This is a genomic window from Stenotrophomonas sp. CASM110 (genome assembly GCF_049384345.1).
GTDB lineage: Bacteria > Pseudomonadota > Gammaproteobacteria > Xanthomonadales > Xanthomonadaceae > Stenotrophomonas > Stenotrophomonas muris.
In genome coordinates this window covers 98,352-118,514 of sequence record NZ_JBMRGI010000013.1, presented here as the reverse complement: position 1 = coordinate 118,514, position 20,163 = coordinate 98,352, and the positions used below count along the sequence as shown (strand labels likewise).

The 20,163-nt window shown below is 68.8% G+C and carries 20 protein-coding genes; 1 reads left to right on the top strand and 19 read right to left on the bottom strand.

The genetic code is table 11. The annotated features are described in order from the left end of the window. Positions 1–240: 240 nt before the first annotated feature. From VG561_RS13240 to hisS, 16 genes are all read right to left on the bottom strand, one after another. Positions 241–972, bottom strand: a complete 732-nt coding sequence (locus VG561_RS13240; protein ID WP_423179665.1) for a copper homeostasis protein CutC — start codon at positions 970–972, stop codon at positions 241–243. After that, positions 969–1,967: a N(4)-(beta-N-acetylglucosaminyl)-L-asparaginase gene (locus VG561_RS13235; protein WP_041863371.1), complete on the bottom strand. Its 999-nt coding sequence runs from the start codon at positions 1,965–1,967 to the stop codon at positions 969–971. Before VG561_RS13235 ends, VG561_RS13240 begins: the two co-directional genes overlap by 4 nt. A 51-nt stretch (positions 1,968–2,018) precedes the next feature. Next, positions 2,019–3,041, bottom strand: coding sequence for a glucokinase (locus VG561_RS13230; RefSeq protein ID WP_049440838.1), 1,023 nt, complete (start codon positions 3,039–3,041; stop codon positions 2,019–2,021). An 84-nt stretch (positions 3,042–3,125) separates the two neighbouring features. Beyond that, positions 3,126–3,410, bottom strand: coding sequence for a hypothetical protein (locus tag VG561_RS13225; RefSeq protein WP_005409434.1), 285 nt, complete (start codon positions 3,408–3,410; stop codon positions 3,126–3,128). A 36-nt stretch (positions 3,411–3,446) separates the two neighbouring features. Further along, complete coding sequence (locus VG561_RS13220; RefSeq protein ID WP_111206152.1) at positions 3,447–5,036, bottom strand: calcineurin-like phosphoesterase C-terminal domain-containing protein; 1,590 nt, start codon at positions 5,034–5,036, stop codon at positions 3,447–3,449. Positions 5,037–5,134: 98 nt separating this feature from the next. After that, the gene (gene hisIE, locus VG561_RS13215) at positions 5,135–5,755 is read right to left on the bottom strand and encodes a bifunctional phosphoribosyl-AMP cyclohydrolase/phosphoribosyl-ATP diphosphatase HisIE (protein ID WP_014646954.1); all 621 of its coding nucleotides are present in this window, start codon (positions 5,753–5,755) and stop codon (positions 5,135–5,137) included. Continuing rightward, positions 5,745–6,521 (bottom strand): imidazole glycerol phosphate synthase subunit HisF, encoded by a 777-nt coding sequence (gene hisF, locus VG561_RS13210; RefSeq protein ID WP_111206151.1) that lies wholly within the window; start codon positions 6,519–6,521, stop codon positions 5,745–5,747. The genes hisIE and hisF overlap by 11 nt, the downstream gene beginning before the upstream one ends. Then, entirely contained in the window at positions 6,515–7,249 is a 735-nt protein-coding gene (hisA, locus tag VG561_RS13205; RefSeq protein ID WP_111206150.1) for a 1-(5-phosphoribosyl)-5-[(5-phosphoribosylamino)methylideneamino]imidazole-4-carboxamide isomerase, read from the bottom strand. The genes hisF and hisA overlap by 7 nt, the downstream gene beginning before the upstream one ends. Then, entirely contained in the window at positions 7,246–7,848 is a 603-nt protein-coding gene (gene hisH / locus VG561_RS13200) for an imidazole glycerol phosphate synthase subunit HisH (RefSeq protein WP_032957991.1), read from the bottom strand. The genes hisA and hisH overlap by 4 nt, the downstream gene beginning before the upstream one ends. Beyond that, positions 7,845–8,918, bottom strand: coding sequence for a bifunctional histidinol-phosphatase/imidazoleglycerol-phosphate dehydratase HisB (hisB, locus tag VG561_RS13195; protein WP_053494372.1), 1,074 nt, complete (start codon positions 8,916–8,918; stop codon positions 7,845–7,847). Before hisB ends, hisH begins: the two co-directional genes overlap by 4 nt. Next, positions 8,915–10,009 carry a histidinol-phosphate transaminase gene (gene hisC / locus VG561_RS13190; protein ID WP_049440829.1) on the bottom strand — a complete coding sequence of 365 codons (1,095 nt, stop codon included), beginning with the start codon at positions 10,007–10,009 and terminating at the stop codon, positions 8,915–8,917. Before hisC ends, hisB begins: the two co-directional genes overlap by 4 nt. Next, a complete protein-coding gene (gene hisD, locus VG561_RS13185) occupies positions 10,006–11,301 on the bottom strand; it encodes a histidinol dehydrogenase (protein WP_111206149.1) in 1,296 nt (431 codons plus the stop codon). The genes hisC and hisD overlap by 4 nt, the downstream gene beginning before the upstream one ends. Next, on the bottom strand, positions 11,298–12,209 hold the full coding sequence (hisG, locus tag VG561_RS13180; RefSeq protein WP_032957997.1) for an ATP phosphoribosyltransferase: 912 nt from the start codon (positions 12,207–12,209) through the stop codon (positions 11,298–11,300). The genes hisD and hisG overlap by 4 nt, the downstream gene beginning before the upstream one ends. A gap of 34 nt (positions 12,210–12,243) precedes the next feature. Then, a complete protein-coding gene (locus VG561_RS13175; RefSeq protein ID WP_005416326.1) occupies positions 12,244–12,552 on the bottom strand; it encodes a YerC/YecD family TrpR-related protein in 309 nt (102 codons plus the stop codon). 198 nt (positions 12,553–12,750) lie between these two features. Further along, on the bottom strand, positions 12,751–13,017 hold the full coding sequence (locus VG561_RS13170) for a hypothetical protein (protein ID WP_229767322.1): 267 nt from the start codon (positions 13,015–13,017) through the stop codon (positions 12,751–12,753). A gap of 26 nt (positions 13,018–13,043) precedes the next feature. Beyond that, positions 13,044–14,441 (bottom strand): histidine--tRNA ligase, encoded by a 1,398-nt coding sequence (hisS, locus tag VG561_RS13165; RefSeq protein WP_423179664.1) that lies wholly within the window; start codon positions 14,439–14,441, stop codon positions 13,044–13,046. Between the two features lie 127 nt (positions 14,442–14,568). Between hisS and VG561_RS13160 the strand changes: the two genes are divergently transcribed. After that, positions 14,569–15,321 (top strand): Crp/Fnr family transcriptional regulator, encoded by a 753-nt coding sequence (locus VG561_RS13160; RefSeq protein ID WP_010482595.1) that lies wholly within the window; start codon positions 14,569–14,571, stop codon positions 15,319–15,321. Positions 15,322–15,423: 102 nt separating this feature from the next. Here VG561_RS13160 and thrC read toward each other — a convergent pair whose 3' ends face one another. From thrC to thrA, 3 genes are read right to left on the bottom strand one after another with little or no spacing between them, the layout of a single operon-like run. Beyond that, on the bottom strand, positions 15,424–16,710 hold the full coding sequence (gene thrC / locus VG561_RS13155; protein ID WP_423179663.1) for a threonine synthase: 1,287 nt from the start codon (positions 16,708–16,710) through the stop codon (positions 15,424–15,426). A gap of 29 nt (positions 16,711–16,739) precedes the next feature. Next, on the bottom strand, positions 16,740–17,654 hold the full coding sequence (locus VG561_RS13150) for a homoserine kinase (RefSeq protein ID WP_032957682.1): 915 nt from the start codon (positions 17,652–17,654) through the stop codon (positions 16,740–16,742). Continuing rightward, positions 17,651–20,155 carry a bifunctional aspartate kinase/homoserine dehydrogenase I gene (thrA, locus tag VG561_RS13145; protein ID WP_227864038.1) on the bottom strand — a complete coding sequence of 835 codons (2,505 nt, stop codon included), beginning with the start codon at positions 20,153–20,155 and terminating at the stop codon, positions 17,651–17,653. The genes VG561_RS13150 and thrA overlap by 4 nt, the downstream gene beginning before the upstream one ends. Positions 20,156–20,163 lie beyond the last annotated feature (8 nt).

The following is a 20,163-nucleotide window of genomic DNA, read 5'->3' as shown; positions in this document are numbered from 1 at the left end:
GATCCAAACTAAAGCACAGCTGAACCACGCCCGGCATGCGGCAACGCAGCAACAGCCGGCGGATTGCCGCTATCGGCTGCCGGTGTCCAGAACAATCAAAGAGTTGCGACGCATCGCTGACAGAACGGCGCACGAAGTAGTGACATGATCACGACAATCGCGCGCGGAACGGTTTTGTCCGTCGCGGGACAGCGCCGGAGTCAGAGCCCTTCTGCGAAGGGATCCGACCCTGGGCAGCGATCAGCCGTCGAGGGCCTGACGCAGTGCGGCCACGGTCGCGGTGCTGGTCTGGCTCCAGTCCGGGTCCAGACCGCGCAGCGCCGGGTTCTGGAACTGCATCGCCGAGCGGCGCAGGCCTTTTGCGGAGGCGTGCAGTTCGGTACAGCCGGTCTGCCGCGCGACGGTTGCGATGTTGCCCGCGGCCAATCCGGCGCCAGCCATCACCGTGATGCGCCCCGCCGCCTGGGTGACCAGGCCCGCCAGCACATCGGCACCGGCCTCGGCGCTGGCCTGCCCGCCCGAGGTCAGCACGCGCTGGCAGCCCAGCCCGATCACCTGCTCCAGCGCCGCCGGCAGATCGCGGGCGGCGTCGAAGGCGCGATGGAAGGTCACCTGCAACGGCCCGGCGGCCTGCACCAGTTCCCGGCACAGCGCCAGGTCGATGCCGCCCTGCACGTCCAGCGCGCCGATCACCACGCCATCGCAACCCAGCGCGCGGCACTGCGCGATGTCACGCAGCATCAGTTCGGTTTCCAGCGCGTCGTAGTGGAAGTCGCCCGGGCGTGGCCGCACCAGCACGAACAGCGGAATCGACAGGCGCTCGCGGGCGATCGCGATGCTGGCGAACGACGGCGTGGTGCCGCCCTCGGCCAGGTTGTCGAACAGTTCGATGCGGTCGGCGCCGCCAGCCTGCGCGGCCAGCGCCGAGGCCAGCGAGTTGCTGGCGATCTCCAGGGTCAGCCGCGTACTCACGCCTGGGTGCTCGTGTAGATCGACGGCGAGTCACGCAGGTCATCCTGGCGCTGCGCATCGCACACCGCATAGACGAAGCCACGATGCAGCGCGTAGGCACCGACCTCGCCCTGCTTGTTCATGGCCAGGAAGCACACCTGCAACGTTCTGCTCGCTTCCGGGCGCTTGCGCACCACGCGGTCGATGGCTTCACGGCAGGCCTGCGCCGGTGAACGCCCCTGGCGCATCAGCTCGACCACCAGGAACGAAGCCGCGTTGCGGATCATCTCTTCACCCACCCCCGAAGCAGTGGCCGCGCCGACGTCGTTGTCGACGTACAGACCGGCGCCGATGATCGGACTGTCGCCAACGCGACCGTGCAGTTTCCACGCCATGCCGCTGGTGGTGCAGGCACCGGCCAGCTGGCCCTTGGCGTCCAGTGCCAGCATGCCGATGGTGTCGTGGTTGTCGCTGTTGCCGGGAATGCCACGGCGCTCGGCATTGATCTGCGGCTGGTACTTCTCGGTCTTCAGCCACTCGCGCCAGGCCGCTTCGGCCTGCGGCGTCAGCAGATGCTTGCGCTCGAACCCCTGCTGCACCGCGAACTGCTGCGCGCCCTCGCCGACCAGCAGCACATGCGGGCTGTTCTCCATCACTTTGCGGGCCACCGACACCGGATGCAGGATGTCCACCAGCGCGGCCACTGCACCACAACGGCCATCGCCGTCCATGATGCTCGCATCCAGGCTCAGCACGCCGTCGCGATCCGGATTGCCGCAATGGCCAACGGTAGGGTTGCACAGCTCGCTCTCGGCCCAGCGTGCGCCCGCCTCCACCGCATCCAGCGCGCTGCCACCCTGCGCCAGCACCTTCCATGCGGCCTGGTTGGCCGGTACGCCGAAGTCCCAGGTGGAGACCACCCGGGCCCCACCCTGCGTGCGCGCCTGCACGCCCGGCAATGCCGCCATGCCTGCGGCCAGTGCACCGGCCTGCAGGAACTGCCTGCGATCCACCATTTTCCCCTCCCAGTCTGCAATGCACGGCCGGCCCGATGCCAACCCTGCCGATCAGTCGTGCGTGGGCTGCCGTGCGGCGTGCCAGACCGCTGCGCCGAGCACGCCCAGCTGGCCATGCTCCACGCGCCACACCGGCACCTGGCGCAGCACCTCGGTCAGCACGCCCTTGTTGAGGAAGCGCTCACGGAAGCGGCCATCGGCCAGGAAATCCTGCACATGCGCGGAAATGCCACCGGCCAGGTACACCGAGCGCGCGCCGACGGCGATCGCCGCGTCGCCGGCCAGGCTGCCCAGCCACGCACAGAAGACCTGCAACGTTTCCACCGCCAGTGCATCCTCACCGCCACGCGCGGCGCCGATCAGCGCCTCCGTACTGTTCCACACCGGGGTGACGCCGCGCAGTTCGCACAGGCACGGATACAGGTTCATCAGGCCGCTGCCGGACAGCACGCGTTCGTTGTCCACGTGCGGCCAACGCTGCAGCAGGCGGCCCAGCACCTGCAGTTCCAGCGCGTTGCCGGCGCCCAGCGCGGCATGACCGATCTCGCTGGCCAGCACCGGACGCTCGCCATCAGCGAAACGCAGCGCGGCGCCCAGCCCGGTACCCGCGCCCAGCACCAGCGCCGGGAAGGCCTGCGCCGGATCGGCGTCACCGTTCAGTGGCACCAGGGCTTCCGGCTGCAGGTAGGGGATGGCCAACGCCACCGCTTCGAAATCATTGATCAGCTGCAGGTCGTGCAGCCCGGACTGCGCGCGGGTGGCCGACAGCGAGACCGTCCACGGCAGGTTCGAGTTGATCAGCACATCGCCATCCAGCAGGCCAGCGATGGCGACCACCGCGGTCTGCACCGGGTGGCCGAGGCCGGCGGTGAAATCGGCGAGGATCGCGGCCAGGCTGGAATGCTCGGCACAGGCATAGGTACGGTGGCTGCCCAGCAGCGGCGTCTGGCCGGGTCGGGTTTCCGCCAGCGCGAGCCGGGCAAAGGTGCCGCCGACATCGGCGACGACCAGACGGCGCGGAAGACCGCCGCGGGCGGAGTCGGAGGAAACCGTTGACGCTGCTGCGATGGTCACGCTGGCCTGCTTGGATCGATTGAATCGCCCCGATTCTCAGGCATCGGGGCGGCTTTGCCTAGCGCGCCGGTGGTTCAGGTGAACCTACATGCCTTCCTGTTCGGCCACCTGCACCCCATCCACCAGCACGCGCAGGCGCTGCGGGCGGAAGCCGGCGAACAACAGCGGCCGGGTGCGCTCGACCAGCACTTCGTGGCCGGCGATGTGGCGCAGCCACGACTGTACCAGCGAGAACGAGAAGTGGGTGCCCGGATGCAGCGGGTGCTGCACCCAGACCTTCTCGGTGGCGCTCTGCAGCAGCATCGCGCCGGTGAACCAGTGGCGGCTGAGGGTCACCGGTGTGGTGCCGGCCATGAAGCGGATATCCATGCGGGGTCCTTTCGCTGGAGCGCTGGTGCGCGGGGGTCAGGGCTGGGCAGTCTGCAGGCTGTAGCTGGTGGTGGCGGTGAACACTGCGCCATCAGGCTGGGTGGAGCGTACCTCGACCTTATGGCTGCCCACTGCAAGATCGGTCGGCAGCGCGCCACGCCACAGGTGCGGCGACGCAGTGGCCTCCGGCGAACGGTCGTAGCCGCGCAGGCTGCTGGCCAGATCATCGGCCACGTTCTCCACCATCAGGCGCGGGTCGGGCTGGCTGACCTGCTTCATCGGCTGCCAGGCGCCGCCATCGACACGGTACTCGACCACGCTCCGATCCTCGCCCATGTAGACGTTGGCGTAGACACCCCACGCCGGGTAGGCCCCCTGGCGCAGCACCTTCGGCGCGTGCAGGCCGATCTGCTCGCTGGCCGGCCTGCCGGCCACGCGGTACTGCAGGCGATAGCTGCCGTTGCCGGCCACGTCGAGCAATGCATAGCCCTTCGGCGTGCCGTCGCTCATGGTGCTGTCCGGCACGCCAGCGGCATTCTTCACGCCCGACCAGAACGCACCGCAGTTGGCACCGACGTTGTATTCGTGCAGTGGCTTGTCGCCGTTCCAGCCCTCGGCCTTGCCGTGGTAGACGTGCTGCTGGGTGTGGCTGTGGCCGCTGAGCACCAGTACGTTGCGGAAGTCCTTCAGCAGGTCGAACAGGCGCTGGCGGTCAGCATGGCGGAAGGTCTCGCGCCCCGGCGCCGCGTCGAACAGCGGGATGTGCATGCCCAGCACCAGCAGGCGGTCCTTGTGCAGGCCCTTCAGGTAGCTGGCGAGGAAGGCGAACTGGTCTTCGCGCAGGCCGCCGACGTACTTCGGCCTGGCCTTGGGGTCGTACACCACGTCGTCCAGGAACACGAAACTGGCGCCGCCCTCTTCCACCGCGTAGGTGTCCGGGCCGTAGATGTTGCGCCAGCTGTCCAGTGAGTGTTCGTCGCTGGCCGCATCGAAGTCGAGGTCATGGTTGCCCGGCACGTGGAACCACGGCACGCCGAGTTCGGTGGTGACCTTGTTGATCGCCGGGTACAGGGTCAGGTCGTCGTTGACGATGTCGCCCAGGGTGGTGCCCATGCGTGCCCTGGTCTGGCCGACCAGTGGCGCCACGATCGACTGCTGGTAGTAGCCGATGTCCTTCAGGCTGGCGGTCTGCGAATCGGTGAATACCAGCATCTGGAAACCACGACGGCTGTCATGCCGATCCGACTGCAGGGCGAAGTCCCAGTTGCGGGTGACGTCGCTGGTCGCGGCGATGCCGCCGTACTTCAGCGCCGGCGAGCCGTTCGGGCGGTAGTGGCGCCAGAACGAAGGCAGGCCGTCCGCCGCCTTCGGGAAGGCGTAGGCATCGGGCTTGATCACGAATACGGTCTGGCCGTCGCGCACCGGCAGGCTGTAGCTGCCGTCAGCGGCAGTCTTGACGATGGTCTCGCCGTTGGAAACCTGCACCCCGGCCAGGCCCGGATCGGTCGCACCGCGGCCGGGCTTGCCGTCACGCTCCAGATAGACCTTGCCGCTGACCACGGTGTCCGCAGCCCAGGCCGGCGAGGTCAGCAACAGGCAGCACAGCCAGGCGGCAGGCAGTTTCATGGGCGGTCCGGGAAAGAAGAAGACCACCTATTGTAGAGCCGAGCCATGCTCGGCTGCATTGCAGAGGTGGGTGCGGACCGTTGGTCCGTACGCCTTCCTCAACGATGGCGTTTTTCCAGCACCGCGCGCGCATCATCCAGCGACAGCCCGCGCGCGCGCAGCAGCACCAGCAGGTGGTACAGCAGGTCCGACGCCTCGCCCAGCAATGCCTCATCATCCTGCGCCACGGCGGCCAATGCGGTCTCCACGCCCTCCTCACCCACCTTCTGCGCGATGCGGCGGATGCCGCCTTCAAACAGGCTGGTGGTGTAGCTGCCGGGAGGGCGCTGCGCGTCACGCATGGCCACCAGCTGGCCCAGCCCACCCAGGAAATCCTTCGGCGCCTGGTCGAAACAGCTCTCGGCACCGGTGTGGCAGGTCGGCCCGGCCGGGCGCGCCATCACCAGCAGCGTATCGGCGTCGCAGTCGACACGGATCGACTGCACCACCAGCACGTTGCCGGACTGCTCGCCCTTGGTCCACAACCGCTGCTTGCTGCGGCTGAAAAAGGTCATGTGGCCGATGGCCAGCGTAGCCGCCAGCGATTCGGCGCTGACATAGCCCAGCATCAGCACCTGCAGGGTATCGGCATCCTGCACCACGGCCGGCAGCAGGCCGTCGCCCTTGCCCCAGTCCAGCGCCTGCAGCGCATCCAGCGATGGCCTCACTTCAATAGACATCCCGCACCTCGATCTGCTGTCCGCGCAGGTAGCGCTTCAATTCTGGAATGGCGATGGCGCCGCTGTGGAACACACTGGCCGCCAACACACCGTCGACGTCGGCCTGGTCGAAGGCGTCGGCGAAGTGCTCCATCGCTCCGGCACCACCGGAGGCAATCAGCGGCACCTGGCACAGCGCCCGCGCCTGCTGCAGCTGCACGACATCGTAGCCACGGCGCACACCGTCGCTGTCCATGCAGTTCAGCACGATCTCACCGGCTCCACGCCGTTGCGCTTCGACGATCCAGTCGAGCGTGCGCAGCGGCACCGCCTGGGTCTTGTCCGGATCGCCGCTGAAACGACGCACCCGCCATTGCCCGTCGGCCTCGCGCACCGAATCGACCCCCACCACAACGCACTGCACGCCGAACTCGTCCGCCAGCTCGGTGATCAGCTCCGGCCGGCCCAGCGCCGGCGAATTGATCGACACCTTGTCGGCACCGGCGAACAGCACGCGGCGCGCGGTTTCCACGCTGTCGATGCCACCGGCCACACAGAACGGAATGTCGATCAGGCGCGCGATGCGCTCGATCCAGGCGACGTCAACCGACCGTGCCTCGGGACTGGCGCCGATGTCATAGAACACCAGCTCGTCCGCGCCCTGGTCGCGATAGCGCTGTGCCAACTCGGCGATGTCGCCCATGTCGACGTGATCGCGGAAGCGCACGCCCTTGACCACGCGGCCATCGCGCACGTCCAGGCACGGAATGATGCGGCGGCTCAACATGCCAACGCCTCGCTCAGGTCCATGCGCTGCTCCAGCAGTGCCTTGCCGAGGATGGCACCGCCGCAGCCGGCAGCACGCGCCTCGGCCACATCGGCCACGTCACGGATGCCACCGGACGCCTGCACCACCACACCCGGCAACAGCGCCGACAGGTGCTGGTAGAGGCTGATGTTGGGCCCGGCCAGCATGCCGTCGCGGGCGATGTCGGTGCACAGCAGATGGCGCATGCCGGCGCGCGCGTAGCGCCGGGCCAGGTCATCCAGGGTCACCCCGGCGTTCTCGGTCCATCCGTGCACCGGCAGCTGCCACTGCCCCTGTGCGTCCTGGCGCGCGTCCAGCGCAATCGTGATGCGATCGGCGCCGAATTCCTCCAGCCAGCCGACCACTTCATCGGGACGACGCACCGCCAGCGAACCCACCACCACGCGGCCGGCGCCAGCGTCGAGGATGCGCGCCACATCGTCGCGGCCGCGCACGCCACCGCCGGTCTGCACCTGCAGCGGGGTCTGCGCACGAATGGATGCCAACAGCGGCGCCAGCGTGTAGCCACCGGCCCGTGCGGCATCCAGGTCGACCAGATGCATCCACTGCGCGCCCTGCGCGGCGAAGGCCTGCGCGCGCGGCAGAGGGTCATCCCCATAGGAGGTTTCCTGCGCGTAGTCGCCCTGGCGCAGCCGCACCACGCGGCCGTCGCGGATATCCAGCGCGGGGTAGACGATGAAACTCATGCAGCAGTGCCCTCGAGGAAGTTGCGCAGCATCAGCGAGCCGGTCTCGCCGGAGCGCTCGGGATGGAACTGTGCGCCGTAGTAGCGCCCCTGCTCCACCACGGCGGTGAACAGGCCACCGTGGTCGCAGGCAGCGACGGTGTGGGTATTGAGCGGCGCCGCATAGCTGTGCACGAAGTAGGCGCTGGCGCGTTCCGGCACGCCCTGCAGCAACAGCGATTCGCGCAGCGGCAGCAGGCGGTTCCAGCCCATGTGCGGCACGCGGATGCCACAGGCCGGCACCAGCTTGCGTACCACGCCCGGAATCAGTCCCAGTGTCTCTACGCCCGCTTCCTCGGAGCGTTCGAACAGCAGCTGCATGCCAAGGCAGATGCCCATCAGCGGCACCTCCAGTCGCTGCAGCGGTTCCACCAGGCCCTGAGCGTGCAGGCGCTGCATGCCGGGACCGGCGGCGCCGACGCCGGGCAGGATCACCCGCCGCGCACCAACCAGGCCGTCCGCATCGCGCACCAGCCGCACCGTCGCGCCCAGGCGCTCCAGTGCGTAGCGCACCGAGCCCAGGTTGGCGCCACCGGCATCGATCAGCGCAACATCGCTCACAACGCCCCCTTGGTACTCGGCAGTGCCGTGCCCTGCCGGGCCAGCGCCGGACGCAGCGCGCGCGCCAGCGCCTTGAAGCAGGCCTCCACCTTGTGGTGATCATTGTCGCCGCGCACCTGCAGGTTGAGGTTCAAACCGCTGGCATCACACAGCGAACGGAAGAAGTGCGGCACCAGCTCGGTCGGCATATCGCCCACGCGCTCGCGCTTGAACTCGCCCTCGAACACGAAATAGGGACGGCCGCTGAAGTCCAGCGCAGCGCTGGCCAGGGTCTCGTCCATAGGCAGGGTGAAGCCGTAACGGCCAATGCCGCGCTTGTCGCCCAACGCCTCGCGCAGGGCCTGGCCCAGGGCCAGCCCGGTGTCCTCGATGGTGTGGTGCTCGTCGATGTGCAGGTCACCCTCGGCCTGGATGTCCAGCGCGAAGCCGCCGTGCTTGCCGATCTGCTCCAGCATGTGGTCGAAGAACGGCAGGCCGGTGGCAATGCGTGCATCGCCCGCGCGGTCCAGGTCCAGCTCAACGCGGATCTTCGTTTCTTTGGTGTTGCGCTGGACAACGGCGGTGCGCGGCGCGTCGGCCAGCGCATGGGCGATTCCCGGCCAGTCCCACTGCCCACCAAACTGCGCGGTGCGCAGCTGGAAACCACGGATGTTGAGGTTGGCGGCAAACTGCAGGTCGGTGATCCGGTCACCGACCATGCCCGAGCGTGCCCAGTCGATGCTGCGGTCCTGCAGGTAGGCGGTCATCAGGCCGATGCCCGGCTTGCGGGTCGGCGCATTGTCCTGCGGCCAGCTGGAATCGATCAGCACGTCACGGAAGGTGATGCCCTGGCTCTCGAAGATCTGCAGCATCAGGTCGTTGGGGCCATCGAAGCTGGCGCGCGGGTAGCTGTCGCTGCCGAGGCCGTCCTGGTTGGTGACGATCACGAACTGGTAGCCGGCATCACGCAGCTTCAGCAGCGCCGGGATCACCTGCGGCACGAAGCGCAGCTTTTCGTAGGCGTCGATCTGGAAGTCGGACGGCTCCTCGATGAGGGTACCGTCGCGGTCAATGAACAGGATCGGGGTCATGCTGCGGCCCTCCGCGCCGACAGGGCCGCAAGCACGCGGTCATTCTCTTCGGGGCTGCCGATGCTGATGCGCAGCGCATCACCCAGCTGCGGCGCAGCGCGCTGGTCGCGCACCACCACGCCCGCAGCCAGCAGCGTATCGAACGCGGACTGGGGATCGGCGAAGCGGACCAGCAGGTAGTTGCCGGCCGAGGCATACACCCGGCACACGCCGGGCAGGCCGACCAGGGCTGCACGCAGGCGCTCGCGCTCGGCGATCACCGTGGTCACGCGCTCGGCGGTGCGCGCCAGCGCGGCCGGCTGCAGTGCCTGCACGGCCAGTTCCGCGCACGGCGTCGGCACCGGGTACGGCGCCTGGCAGCGACGCAGCAGGGCAATCAGCTCCGGGGCAGCGATCAGCGTGCCAACGCGGGCGGCCGCGAGCGCGTGCGCCTTCGACAGCGTGCGCAGCACCGCCAGATTGGCGTGCGCGGCCAGCAACGTGGTCGCCGACGGCCGTTGTGCATACTCGACATAGGCCTCGTCCACCACGACCAGCGCCTGCCCGCGCAGCGCAACCGCCACGCGCTCGACCTCATCCAGGGCGATGTCACTGCCGGCCGGGTTCGACGGCGCACACAGGAACACCAGCTTGGCACCCTGCGCCTTGGCCGCGTCGATCACCGCATCCAGATCGGTGCGCAGTCCATCCTCGCTGTCCACCAGCGGCACTTCAATCAAGGCGGCACCCTGCAGGCGAGCGCAGACGGCGTACATGCCAAACACCGGCGGCGTGACCAGCACGCCATCGCGACCCGGCACGCACAGCGCGCGCACCAGCAGATCAATGGCTTCGTCGCTGCCGCGACCGATCAGCAGCTGCTGTGGCGTCACGCCGTACAGCGCCGCCAGTCCCTCGCGCAGCGCGAGCGGCTGCGGCTCCGGATAGCGCCGGCTGCTGCCTGCGGGATCGGCCGCATTGGCCCAGGCCGACTCATTGGCATTCAACCAGACCTCGCCCTGCACCGCCGCGCTGCGTGCCGAGCTGTAGCCGGCGAAGGCCTGCAGGTCCGGGCGCACCAGTGCCAGCACCTCATCGATCGCCGCGCTCATGCCGCCACCTCCATGCGCAACGCAACGGCACGCTCGTGCGCATCCAGGCCTTCGGCACGGGCGATGATGCGCGCGCAGCCGCCGATCGCGGCCAGGCCGGCGGCGCTGGCGCTCTGCACGCTGATCAGGTTCTGGAAGCTGGCAACGCTCACGCCGCTGTAGGCACGCGCGGCACCGGCGGTGGGCAATACGTGGTTGGTGCCGCTGCAGTAGTCACCCAGTGCTTCGGGGGTGTAATCGCCCAGGAACACCGAGCCGGCCGCCTGCACCTTGTCCAGCCATGCGCGCGGATCACGCAGGGCCAGGATCAGGTGCTCTGGTGCATAGCGGTTGCTGATCGCGAACGCCTCGGCCAACGCATCGACCAGGATCAGCCGAGACGCCGACAAGGCCTGCCGTGTGATCTGCTGGCGCGGCAGCAGGGCGACCTGGCGCTCCACCTCGGCTTCGACCGCGGCCAGCATCGCCGCATCTTCGGTCAGCAGCAGCACCTGCGAATCCGGGCCGTGCTCGGCCTGCGACAGCAGGTCGGCGGCGACGAACGCCGGATTGGCGCCAGCATCGGCAATCACCAGCACCTCCGAAGGACCGGCAGGCATGTCGATGGCGGCGGCGCCGTCCTGTGCGACCTGCTGCTTGGCTTCGGTAACGAAGCTGTTGCCCGGCCCGAACAGCTTGTCGCAGGCCGGAATGCTGGCCGTGCCATAGGCCATCGCCGCGATCGCCTGCGCGCCGCCCAGCTTGAACACGCGCTGCACGCCGGTCAGGCGGGCGGCTACCAGCACTGCCGGATCGGCACTGCCGTCGGCGCGCGGCGGGGTGCACAGCACCACCTGCGGGCAACCGGCCAGCTGCGCCGGAACGCCCAGCATCAACGCGGTGGACGGCAACGGCGCGCTGCCAGCCGGTACGTACAGGCCCACCCGGCCGATCGGGCGCAGCATGCGTTCGCAGACCACGCCCGGCGCGGTTTCAACTGCATAGCCTTTGCCCATGCCAGCGGCGTGGAAGCGCGCAATGCGTTCGGCGGCGTCCACCATCGCCTGTCGCAGTTCGGCGGGCACGGCGGCTTCGGCAGCGGCGAATTCGGCTTCGGAAACTTCAAACGAGGCCAGCTCGACGCCATCGAAACGCGCCGTAATCGCACGCAGCGCATCGTCGCCCTGTGCACGCACCTGCGCGATCAGGGCCGCTACGGCATCGCGGGTCTGCTGCGCCACGGCCTGCACCGGGCGGGTCAATGCCGCGCTGCGCGCGGCCTCATCAAGTCGGGACCAGATCAGACGGTTCATGCCAGCGATCGCTCCACGCTCAGTACCATCAGGCCCTGCGCGCCCGCGCGCTCGAGTTCTTCCATGCGCTGCCAGCTCAGCGGGCCGGGGCACATGGTCTGCAGGCGCAGCGCGCCACCATCGGCCGGCAGCCGCACCAGCGGCTCGGCATCGGCCAGCAGCTGCGCCAGCGCGTCGACGCGATCTTCGCTGGCACGGAACATCAGCAGCTTGCGGTCCTGGCGCTGCACCACGCCGTCGAGGCGGCGCAGCAGCATCGCGCGCAGCGATGCACGTGCGTCATCCGGCACGCGCATCGCACCAGCCAGCACCGCCTCGCTGTCGAGCAGGTTGTGTACCGGGGTCAACTGGTTGGCACGCAGCGTGGCGCCGCTGGAGACCAGATCGCAGATCAGGTCGGCGGTACCCAGGCGCGGGGCGATTTCCACCGACCCGGACAGCTCGACCACCTGCGCGTCCACGCCCTGCTCCGCCAGCCACTGCTTGAGGATGGCCGGGTAGCTGGTGGCGATGCGGGTGCCGGCCAGCTGCGCCGGACCCTGCCACTGCCATTCCTCGGGCACCGCCAGCATCAGCCGGCACTGGCCGAAGCCCAGCCCGCGCAGCGCCTGGTAGGCGTCCGGCAGGCCGATCTGGCGACGCGCTGCGGCCTGCTCGTCCAGTTCATTGCGACCGACGATGCCGAGGTCGCAGACGCCATCGGCGATCAGGCCGGGGATGTCGTCGTCGCGCACCAGCAACAGGTCCACCGGCAGCGATTCGCCGTAGCAGAACAGCTTGTCGCGGCTTTCGCGCCAGCTCAGACCACAGGCGCTGAGCAGGTTGCGGGCGGGCTCGGCCAGCCGGCCACTCTTCTGGATGGCGATACGCAGCCGGTCTCGTGCCGGCGCTGCCTGGGTTGCACTCATGGGGGAGGTCTCGAAGTTCGGAACGGGGCGCGGATCAGCGCGAAGCAAGGCGGTCGATGGCGGCGGCATAGCCTCGATGGCCATGCTCGAGCGTGCGTGCCACACGTCCGGTGGTGGTCACGCTGACGCCGGTGCGCTCGTGGATCTCGCGGTACGGCACGCCCTGCTGCAGCAGCGGCACCACCTTCCAGCGGTCGGCCATGGCCTCCAGCTCGGCCGGGGTGCACAGGTCGCGCAGGAATGCCTCGACCTGCTCCGGCTCGCGCAGCGCGGCAAAGGCCCGGGCCAGGGCTTCCAGGTCGGCCTTCGGGTCTTTGGCGGCAATCTCGGGGCGGGCTTTCACGGGGTCGGGTCCATGCATCAATGTAATAGCGCGTTAGTACATTAGCGCATTCTTGCGCAGTGCGTCAAATCGGAGCCTCATGGGGTCAGGTCCGTTTTCCAAAGGAAAACGGATCTGACCCCTGGACCGGATGCCGGAAATGCAGAACGCCCACCAAAGGGCGGGCGTTCTGCTTTCAAATCAATAACCTGGCTCGACTCAGGGCAGGCAACGCACCTCCGCCTGCAGCGTCCCGCGCCGCGGGCACTCCCCGAACAGGCTGCCCTGCCGGCTCGGCAGGGACTGGATGTTCTGCAACGCCCCTGCACCCGCCGGGCACGTCCGCGAGGCCAGGGCCCGCAGGTCGCCCTCAAGCTGCGCGCGGTCGATCACGTGACAGCGATCAACCTGCAGCCGGTACTGCGCCGGGCCCAGCCGATCACTGCGCAGCACCGGGTCACTCTGGCAGCCCGCCAACAGGAGCACGGTGAGTACCCCTGCGACGGCCGGCTTCACACCATCGCCCTGGACTGCTCCAGCTCCACCAGCAGGGTGCTGGCCAGCTCGTCGCGCGACACTTCGAACTGCTGTTCACGCAGCAGGTCCTTCACCGCCACCACGCCGCGCGCGAGCTCGTCTTCACCGGCCAGCACCACGAAGCGGATGCCGGCCTTGGCCGCGTACTGGAACTGCTTGCCGATCTTCTTCGGCTCCATCTGCACTTCGGTATTGATGCCACCGGCGCGCAGGCGGCGCGCGATGTCCAGCGACTGCGGCATGCCCTGCTCGTCCATCAGCGCCACCAGCGCCTGCACGCTGCTGGCTTCGATGCCGTCGATCAGGCCCGCCTCGCGCAGCTGCCAGAACAGGCGCGACAGGCCGATGGAGATACCCACGCCCGGCAGCTTCGACTTGCTGTAGTGGCTGGCCAGGTCTTCGTAACGGCCGCCCGAACAGATCGAGCCGATCTGCGGGTGGTCGGTCAGCGTGGTCTCGTAGACGGTGCCGGTGTAATAGTCCAGGCCGCGCGCAATGGAGAAGTTCAGGCAGTATGCGGTTTCCGGCACGCCCAGCGCCTGCACCAGCTGCAGCACTTCGCGCAGTTCGGCGACGCCGGTACGCAGGATCTCCGAAGAACCGGCGTCGGCTTCCAGCGTGGCCAGCTGCGCCAGCGCATCGGCATGGCCCTGCGAACGCACAGCGACGAAGGCCAGGATCTTCTCGACCTGTTCTGCCGGGATGTTGAAGCCCTCGCCCACCAGCGTCTCGCGAACGTAATCGGCGCCACGCTTGTCCAGCTTGTCCACTTCGCGCAGCACCGCCAGCTGGCGCTCGCCTTCAGCCACGCCCATGCTCTCGAAGAAGCCGCGCATCAGCTTGCGGTTGTTCAGCTGGATGCTGAAGTCACCGATGCGCAGTTCCGAGAACACCGCATGGATGACCGCCAGCACTTCAGCGTCGTACCGCACGCTCAGACTGTCCTTGCCGATCACGTCGATGTCGCACTGGTAGAACTCGCGGAAACGACCGCGCTGGGCACGCTCGCCGCGGTACACGCGCTGCATCTGGTAACGGCGGAACGGGAAGGTCAGTTCGTGTTCGTGCTCGGCCACGTAGCGTGCCAGCGGCACGGTCAGGTCGAAGCGCAGCGCCATTTCCGGCAGCGAACGGTCGCCCGACTCGGCCGCGTTGGCCAGCGCGCCGGTGGACTGCACGAAATACACCTGGCGCTCGGTCTCACCACCGGACTTGGTCAGCAGCACGTCGGACAGCTCGAACACCGGCGTCTCCACCGGCAGGAACCCGAAGCGCTCGTAGTTGCGGCGGATGACGTCCAGCATGCGCTGGAACGCAATCTGCTCGCGCGGCAGCAGCTCAAGGGTGCCGGGCGGGGTACGGGGCTTGATCACGGGCGGAACTCCTGCTGGAACGGGACGTGGGAGGGGGCAACATTCTAGCGCCCCCGCCTCCGGCAGGGTCGAACGGCCGCTTGAAGTATCATAAGGCCCTCCCCGCCCGCGATACGCCCCCCGCAACATGTCACGGCCTTCCGGCGCTCCGCCCGCCACCAACGATCCCGCCTCGCCGTCCTGCACCACGCTGGACTGCCTGCACTGCTCGGTTCGGCACCTTGCGGTGTGCTCGGCGCTGTCGCCAGACGAAGTGCAGGCGCTGGAACAGGTCACCGTCTCGCAGCAGGTCAGCATGGGCAGCACGCTGGCACGCACCGGCGAAGAGCGCGACCATGTCTATACATTGACCGCCGGCGCACTGCGCCTGGTGCGCACCCTGGCCGACGGCCGGCGCCAGATCAACGGTTTCGTGCTGCCCGGCGACTATCTGGGCCTGAGCGGCAGCGACCACCATCGCTACGACATCGAGGCCATCGCCGACAGCCGCGTGTGCCGTGTCGCGCTGCCACAGATGAAGGCCCTGCGCAGCCGCTTCCCGCACCTGGAGCGCAAGCTGCTGCAGCGCGCCTGCCAGGAACTGGATGCCGCACAGGATGCTGCGCTGGCGCTGGCACGCCTGCAGCCGGCCGAGAAGCTGGCCGATTTCCTGCTGCGCCTGGCCGCGCGCGAGGCCAAGCTGGGGGGCGACGGCCTGCGCGTGTCGCTGCCGATGGGCCGCGGCGATATCGCCGACCATCTGGGCCTGACCATGGAAACGGTCAGCCGCACCTTCACCAAGCTGCGCCAGCAGGGGCTGATCGCCCTGCCCCACCTGAACGTGGTGGAGATCCTCGACGAGGATGGGCTGCGCACGCTGGCCGGTGAAGGGTTGATCTGACCGCATCGCGGTTGGTTGGGTTGCCGGCCAGCGGCCGGCACTACCGGACGGATGCAACACGGGTAGTGCCGGCCGCTGGCCGGCAACCGCCTCCATCTGCGATCAACGCAGCAACACCTCGCGCAACGCCGCGTAATCTGCCGCCAATGGTTCGGCGTGCGCCGGTCGCTGCAGCAACGCATCCAGCGCAGGCGGCACCGCCACCGTTTCGCCGATCAGCGGCTCGACCACAGCCTCGAACTTGGCTGGATGCGCCGTAGCCACCACCGCCCAGTCGCCCTTGGCACCGCGCGCGCGCAGATCCTGCAGCACCTTCACCGCCGTCGCCGTGTGCGGGCAGAACAGCTCGCCGCGGCTGGCATGCGCTGCCGCAATCGTCGCGCGGATGGTCACGTCATCCACTGCGAACGCGCGGAAAGCTGCACGCAGTTCTGCGTCGTCGCCGTGGTAGAGCCAGCGCAGTCGCTCGAAGTTGCTCGGCGCACCCACGTCCATTGCATTGGCCACCGTCGCCACACTGGCCTGCGGCTGGTAGTCGCCACCATTGAAGTACGCCGGCAGCACGGCATTGGCATTGGTGGCCAGCACGACCTGGCCGATCGGCACGCCCAGCGCGCGCGCCAGCACGGCCGCCATCGCGTTGCCCAGATTGCCGGTCGGCACCACCAGGTTGAGCCGGCGACGATGCGCGGCGTAGTGGGTCAACGCTGCATGCGCGTAGTAGCTCATCTGCGGCAGCAGTCGGCCCAGGCTGATGCTGTTGGCCGAGCTCAACGGCACCTGCGCCTGCAGTTCGCGGTCGGCCAGCGCCTGCTTGACCATCGCCTGGCAATCGTCGAATGCGCCCGTCACGCGCAGGGCCTGGATGTTGTCGCCGAAACAACCGAGCTGATGCGCCTGGCGCGGAGACACGCGACCCTCCGGATACAGCACCACCACGCGCACGCCCGGCTGGCGATGGAAGGCCGCAGCAACGGCGGCACCCGTATCGCCGGACGTGGCGACGACGATCGTCAGATCGCGATCCTTGCCGACCTGCAGCCGCGACAGCGTACCGGCCAGGAAGCGCGCGCCGATATCCTTGAATGCCGCCGTCGGCCCATGGAACAGCTCCAGCAAATGGTCACCCTCGCCGAGCGCACGCAGCGGCACCGGGAAGTCGAACGCTTCGCGGCAGATCCCCGGAAGCGCAGTCTCGAGTGCATCGCCCGCAAACAACGGTGCCAGCAGATCGGCGGCGGTATCGGCCAGGGTCGCCCCGGCCTGCAGCTCGCGCGCGGCCGGCAGATGCGCGGGAACATACAGCCCGCCATCGGGCGCCAATCCGGCGGCGATCGCCGCGCTGAGGCCAACGGCGGGCGACTGGCCGCGGGTCGAAACAAATTGCATGGGATCGGTTTCCAGAGAAGGGGAAGGATTCAGCACAGCCGGGCTCCCGGCGCATCCAGCGGCGATACCCAGGCGTCACTGTCGAAGCCGGCCGCAGCGAACGCTGCCTGGACCGGCGCCACGGCGGCACGGGCCTGGTCGGCATCCTCGAACCAGGCGAACACACTGGGTCCGGCACCGGAGATGCCCGCGCCCATTGCATGGGCCGACAGCGCTGCATCACGGGCGGCCTCGAAGCCGGCAATCAATCCGGCCCGTCGCGGTTCGACCAGCACGTCGCGCAGTCCCGCGCGTACCAGCGTCGCATCACTGCGATGGCAACCACTGAGCACCAGCGCGAGGTTCGCGCTCTGGGCCACGAACTCGCCCAGCGCATAGCTGCCCTGCAGGGCCTGGCGGGCACGGCGCGTTTCCAGCACCGCGTGCGGATGCACCAGCAGGCTGTGCCAGCTGGCAGGCACAGGGACCGGCAACAGGCGATCGGCCGTACACAGCGCCAGACCACCCAGCAGCAGCGGGCCGACGTTGTCACCGTGACGGCCACCACTGGCCACCGCCTCACCGTCCAGCGCATAGGGGTAGAGCGCCTCGCGCGGCAACGGGGCCTGCAGCAGCGCATTGGCGGCGACCAGCGCCGCGACACTCGACGCTGCCGAACCGCCCATGCCGGAACCGAACGGGATGCCCTTGTCGATCTCCACCGCGAATCCGAAATCCAGGCCCAGCCCTGCGCGCAGCGACATCAGCGCAGCCCCGGCGGTGTTGCCGGCGGCGTCCAGTGGCAGCGCGACAGCACTGCCACGGATCGCATCGATCCGCACCGCCGGCTCGTCGATGCGGCGCACGCTCACGGTGTCGCCGATACCGGCAATGGCATGGCCGAGAATGTCGAAGCCCACTGCCACGTTGGCCACCGAGGCAGGCGCGAACGCACGTGCGATCACAGCCGCGCTCCTTCACCGGCGGCGACCCGCAGCAGGTCCGCGAACACACCCGCTGCCGTCACCTCCGGACCCGCACCCGGCCCCTGCACCACCAACGGGTTGTCGCAGTAGCGACGGGTGCGGAACTGCACCACGTTGTCGGTCAGCCGCAGGTTGGCGAAGGCATGATCGCCCGGCAGTTCCTGCAGCCCCACCGAGGCGCCGTCGGCACCCAGCTGTGCCACATAACGCAGCACCGCACCACGCGCCCGCGCATCCTGCAGGCGTTGCAGCAGGCTGGCGTCGGACTCGCCCAGCCGCGCCATGAAGTCATCCACGCTGCCCTCGCGCAGCAGCGCCGGCACCAGGCTTTCCACTTCCACCTGCTCAAGACTGAGCGCGTGGCCGGCTTCGCGGGCCAGGATCACCAGCTTGCGCGCCACGTCCACGCCCGAAAGATCGTCACGCGGGTCCGGCTCGGTGTAGCCCATCGACCGCGCCTGCGCGACCAGCTGCGAGAACGGCTGGCTGCCATCGAAGCGGTTGAACAGCCAGGCCAGCGTGCCGGAGAAGATGCCTTCGATGGCCAGCACCTCGTCACCGGTATCGACCAGGTCACGCAGCGTGGTGATCACCGGCAGGCCCGCGCCCACCGTGGCCTCGTAGCGGAAACGCGCACCACTGGCCGCCGCCGCGGCGCGGATGCGCTGGTAGCGCGGCAGCGGCCCGGCGCCGGCCTGTTTGTTCGGGGTGACCACGTGGATGCCGGCTGCCAACCAGCCCTCATAGCGCTCGGCCACCTCGGCACTGCCACTGCAGTCGATCACCACCGCATGCGGCAGGTGCGCGGCCAGCAGGTGTTCGGTGAAGCGATCCAGATCGCTGGCCTCACCCGCCTGCTGAAGGGCTTCGCGCCAGTCGGCATGCAGCCCATCCGCATCCAGCCGCATGCGCGAACGCGAGGCCAGTGCGCGCAGGCGCAGGTCGACATTGGCCTTGGCCAGCAACTGCGGGCGCGCGGCCAGCAGCTGGTCCAGCAGCGCGGCACCGACGTTGCCAGGCCCGATCACACCCACCGCGAAGGTCTGCGGCGACAGCCAGAAGCCGGCATGCGCGGCGCGCAGGGCGCGGGTGGCATCGGCACTGTCCACCGCCACCGAAATGTTGCGCTCGGACGAGCCCTGCGCGATTGCCAGGATGTTCACCTGCGCGCGGCCCAGCGCCTCGAACAGGCGCGCCGCCACGCCAGGTTGGCCGGCCATGCCGTCGCCCACTGCCGCCAGAACGCTGACGCCCTCGCTGACCTGCACGCGCTGCACCTGGCCCACCGACAGCTCATGCGCAAACGCATGCAGCAGCGCCTCGCGGCCACGTGCAGCTTCGGCGGCGCGCACCACGCAGCAGATCGAATGTTCCGACGAACCCTGCGAGATCATCACCACCGACACCTGCGCCTGGCGCAGGGCAGCGAATACGCGCTCTGCAGTGCCTGGCACGCCGATCAGGCCGGTGCCTTCCAGGTTCAACAGGGCCAGGCCCGGGCTCAGGGTCAGGCCCTTTACCGGCCCACGCGGCGAGCGCTCGGCACTGATGCGCGTACCCGGATGCGCCGGTTGGAACGTATTGCGGATGAAGATCGGCAGGCCCAGGCGGATCGCCGGCGACATCGTCTGCGGGTGCACCACTTTGGCGCCGAAGTAAGCCAGTTCGCAGGCCTCGTCGTAGCTGAGCGATTCGAGCTGCACGGCTTCGGGTACCAGGCGCGGGTCGGCTGACAGCACGCCGTCGACGTCGGTCCAGATGTGCAGTTCATCGGCATTGAACAGCGCGGCGAAGATCGCGCCGGAGTAGTCACTGCCGTTGCGGCCCAGGGTGGTGATGCGGTCATCACGGTCACGCGCGACGAAACCGGTGGCGACCAGGCGCGGCTGAGGATGTTGAAGGCGCCATTGCGCGAGGCGGTCGGCGCTGGCTTCCCAGTCGACATCGACGCCCAGCTCGCCATGCCCGACCACCAGCACATCGCGCGCATCGAGCACCGCACAGTCTTCGCCCAAGGCACGCAGGTGGGTGCCAAGCAACTGCGCGGAGAACACTTCGCCCAGGCCCTGCACGCGGTCCAGCACCTCGCGCGGCAGCTCGCCGATCACCGCCAGCGCCGCCAGCACTTCGGCCAGCTGATCGAAGCGGGCGTCGATCCATTCGACCGTCTCGCCGACCTGCTCGCCCAGCAGCGCCACGGCGGCGCCACGGTGGCGCGCGCGCAGGGCATGCCAGGCCTCGCGCCAACCCTGGTCACCCTTTGCCGCCAGCTGCGCCAGATCGATCAGCGCGTCGGTGACCCCCTTCATCGCCGAGACGACAGTGACCTGCAGCGACTCAGGACGGGCCAGCAGCAGGCCGGCAACATGGCGATAGCGTTCGGCATCGGCCACCGAGGTGCCGCCGAACTTGTGCACGACAGTGGACGGTGCAGCCAGATCGGCCGGGGCAACGGGATGGGCGGGGGCGTGGGAAGACATGCAGACCT

Excerpts from the sequence above, each read along its gene's own strand:
- VG561_RS13235 (WP_041863371.1), bottom strand. The coding sequence starts at position 1,967 with ATGGTGGATCGCAGGCAGTTCCTGCAGGCCGGTGCACTGGCCGCAGGC.
- VG561_RS13225 (WP_005409434.1), bottom strand. The coding sequence starts at position 3,410 with ATGGATATCCGCTTCATGGCCGGCACCACACCGGTGACCCTCAGCCGC.
- VG561_RS13220 (WP_111206152.1), bottom strand. The coding sequence starts at position 5,036 with ATGAAACTGCCTGCCGCCTGGCTGTGCTGCCTGTTGCTGACCTCGCCG.
- hisIE (WP_014646954.1), bottom strand. The coding sequence starts at position 5,755 with ATGTCTATTGAAGTGAGGCCATCGCTGGATGCGCTGCAGGCGCTGGAC.
- hisF (WP_111206151.1), bottom strand. The coding sequence starts at position 6,521 with ATGTTGAGCCGCCGCATCATTCCGTGCCTGGACGTGCGCGATGGCCGC.
- hisA (WP_111206150.1), bottom strand. The coding sequence starts at position 7,249 with ATGAGTTTCATCGTCTACCCCGCGCTGGATATCCGCGACGGCCGCGTG.
- hisB (WP_053494372.1), bottom strand. The coding sequence starts at position 8,918 with ATGACCCCGATCCTGTTCATTGACCGCGACGGTACCCTCATCGAGGAG.
- hisC (WP_049440829.1), bottom strand. The coding sequence starts at position 10,009 with ATGAGCGCGGCGATCGATGAGGTGCTGGCACTGGTGCGCCCGGACCTG.
- hisD (WP_111206149.1), bottom strand. The coding sequence starts at position 11,301 with ATGAACCGTCTGATCTGGTCCCGACTTGATGAGGCCGCGCGCAGCGCG.
- hisG (WP_032957997.1), bottom strand. The coding sequence starts at position 12,209 with ATGAGTGCAACCCAGGCAGCGCCGGCACGAGACCGGCTGCGTATCGCC.
- VG561_RS13160 (WP_010482595.1), top strand. The coding sequence starts at position 14,569 with ATGTCACGGCCTTCCGGCGCTCCGCCCGCCACCAACGATCCCGCCTCG.
- thrC (WP_423179663.1), bottom strand. The coding sequence starts at position 16,710 with ATGCAATTTGTTTCGACCCGCGGCCAGTCGCCCGCCGTTGGCCTCAGC.
- thrA (WP_227864038.1), bottom strand. The coding sequence starts at position 20,155 with ATGTCTTCCCACGCCCCCGCCCATCCCGTTGCCCCGGCCGATCTGGCT.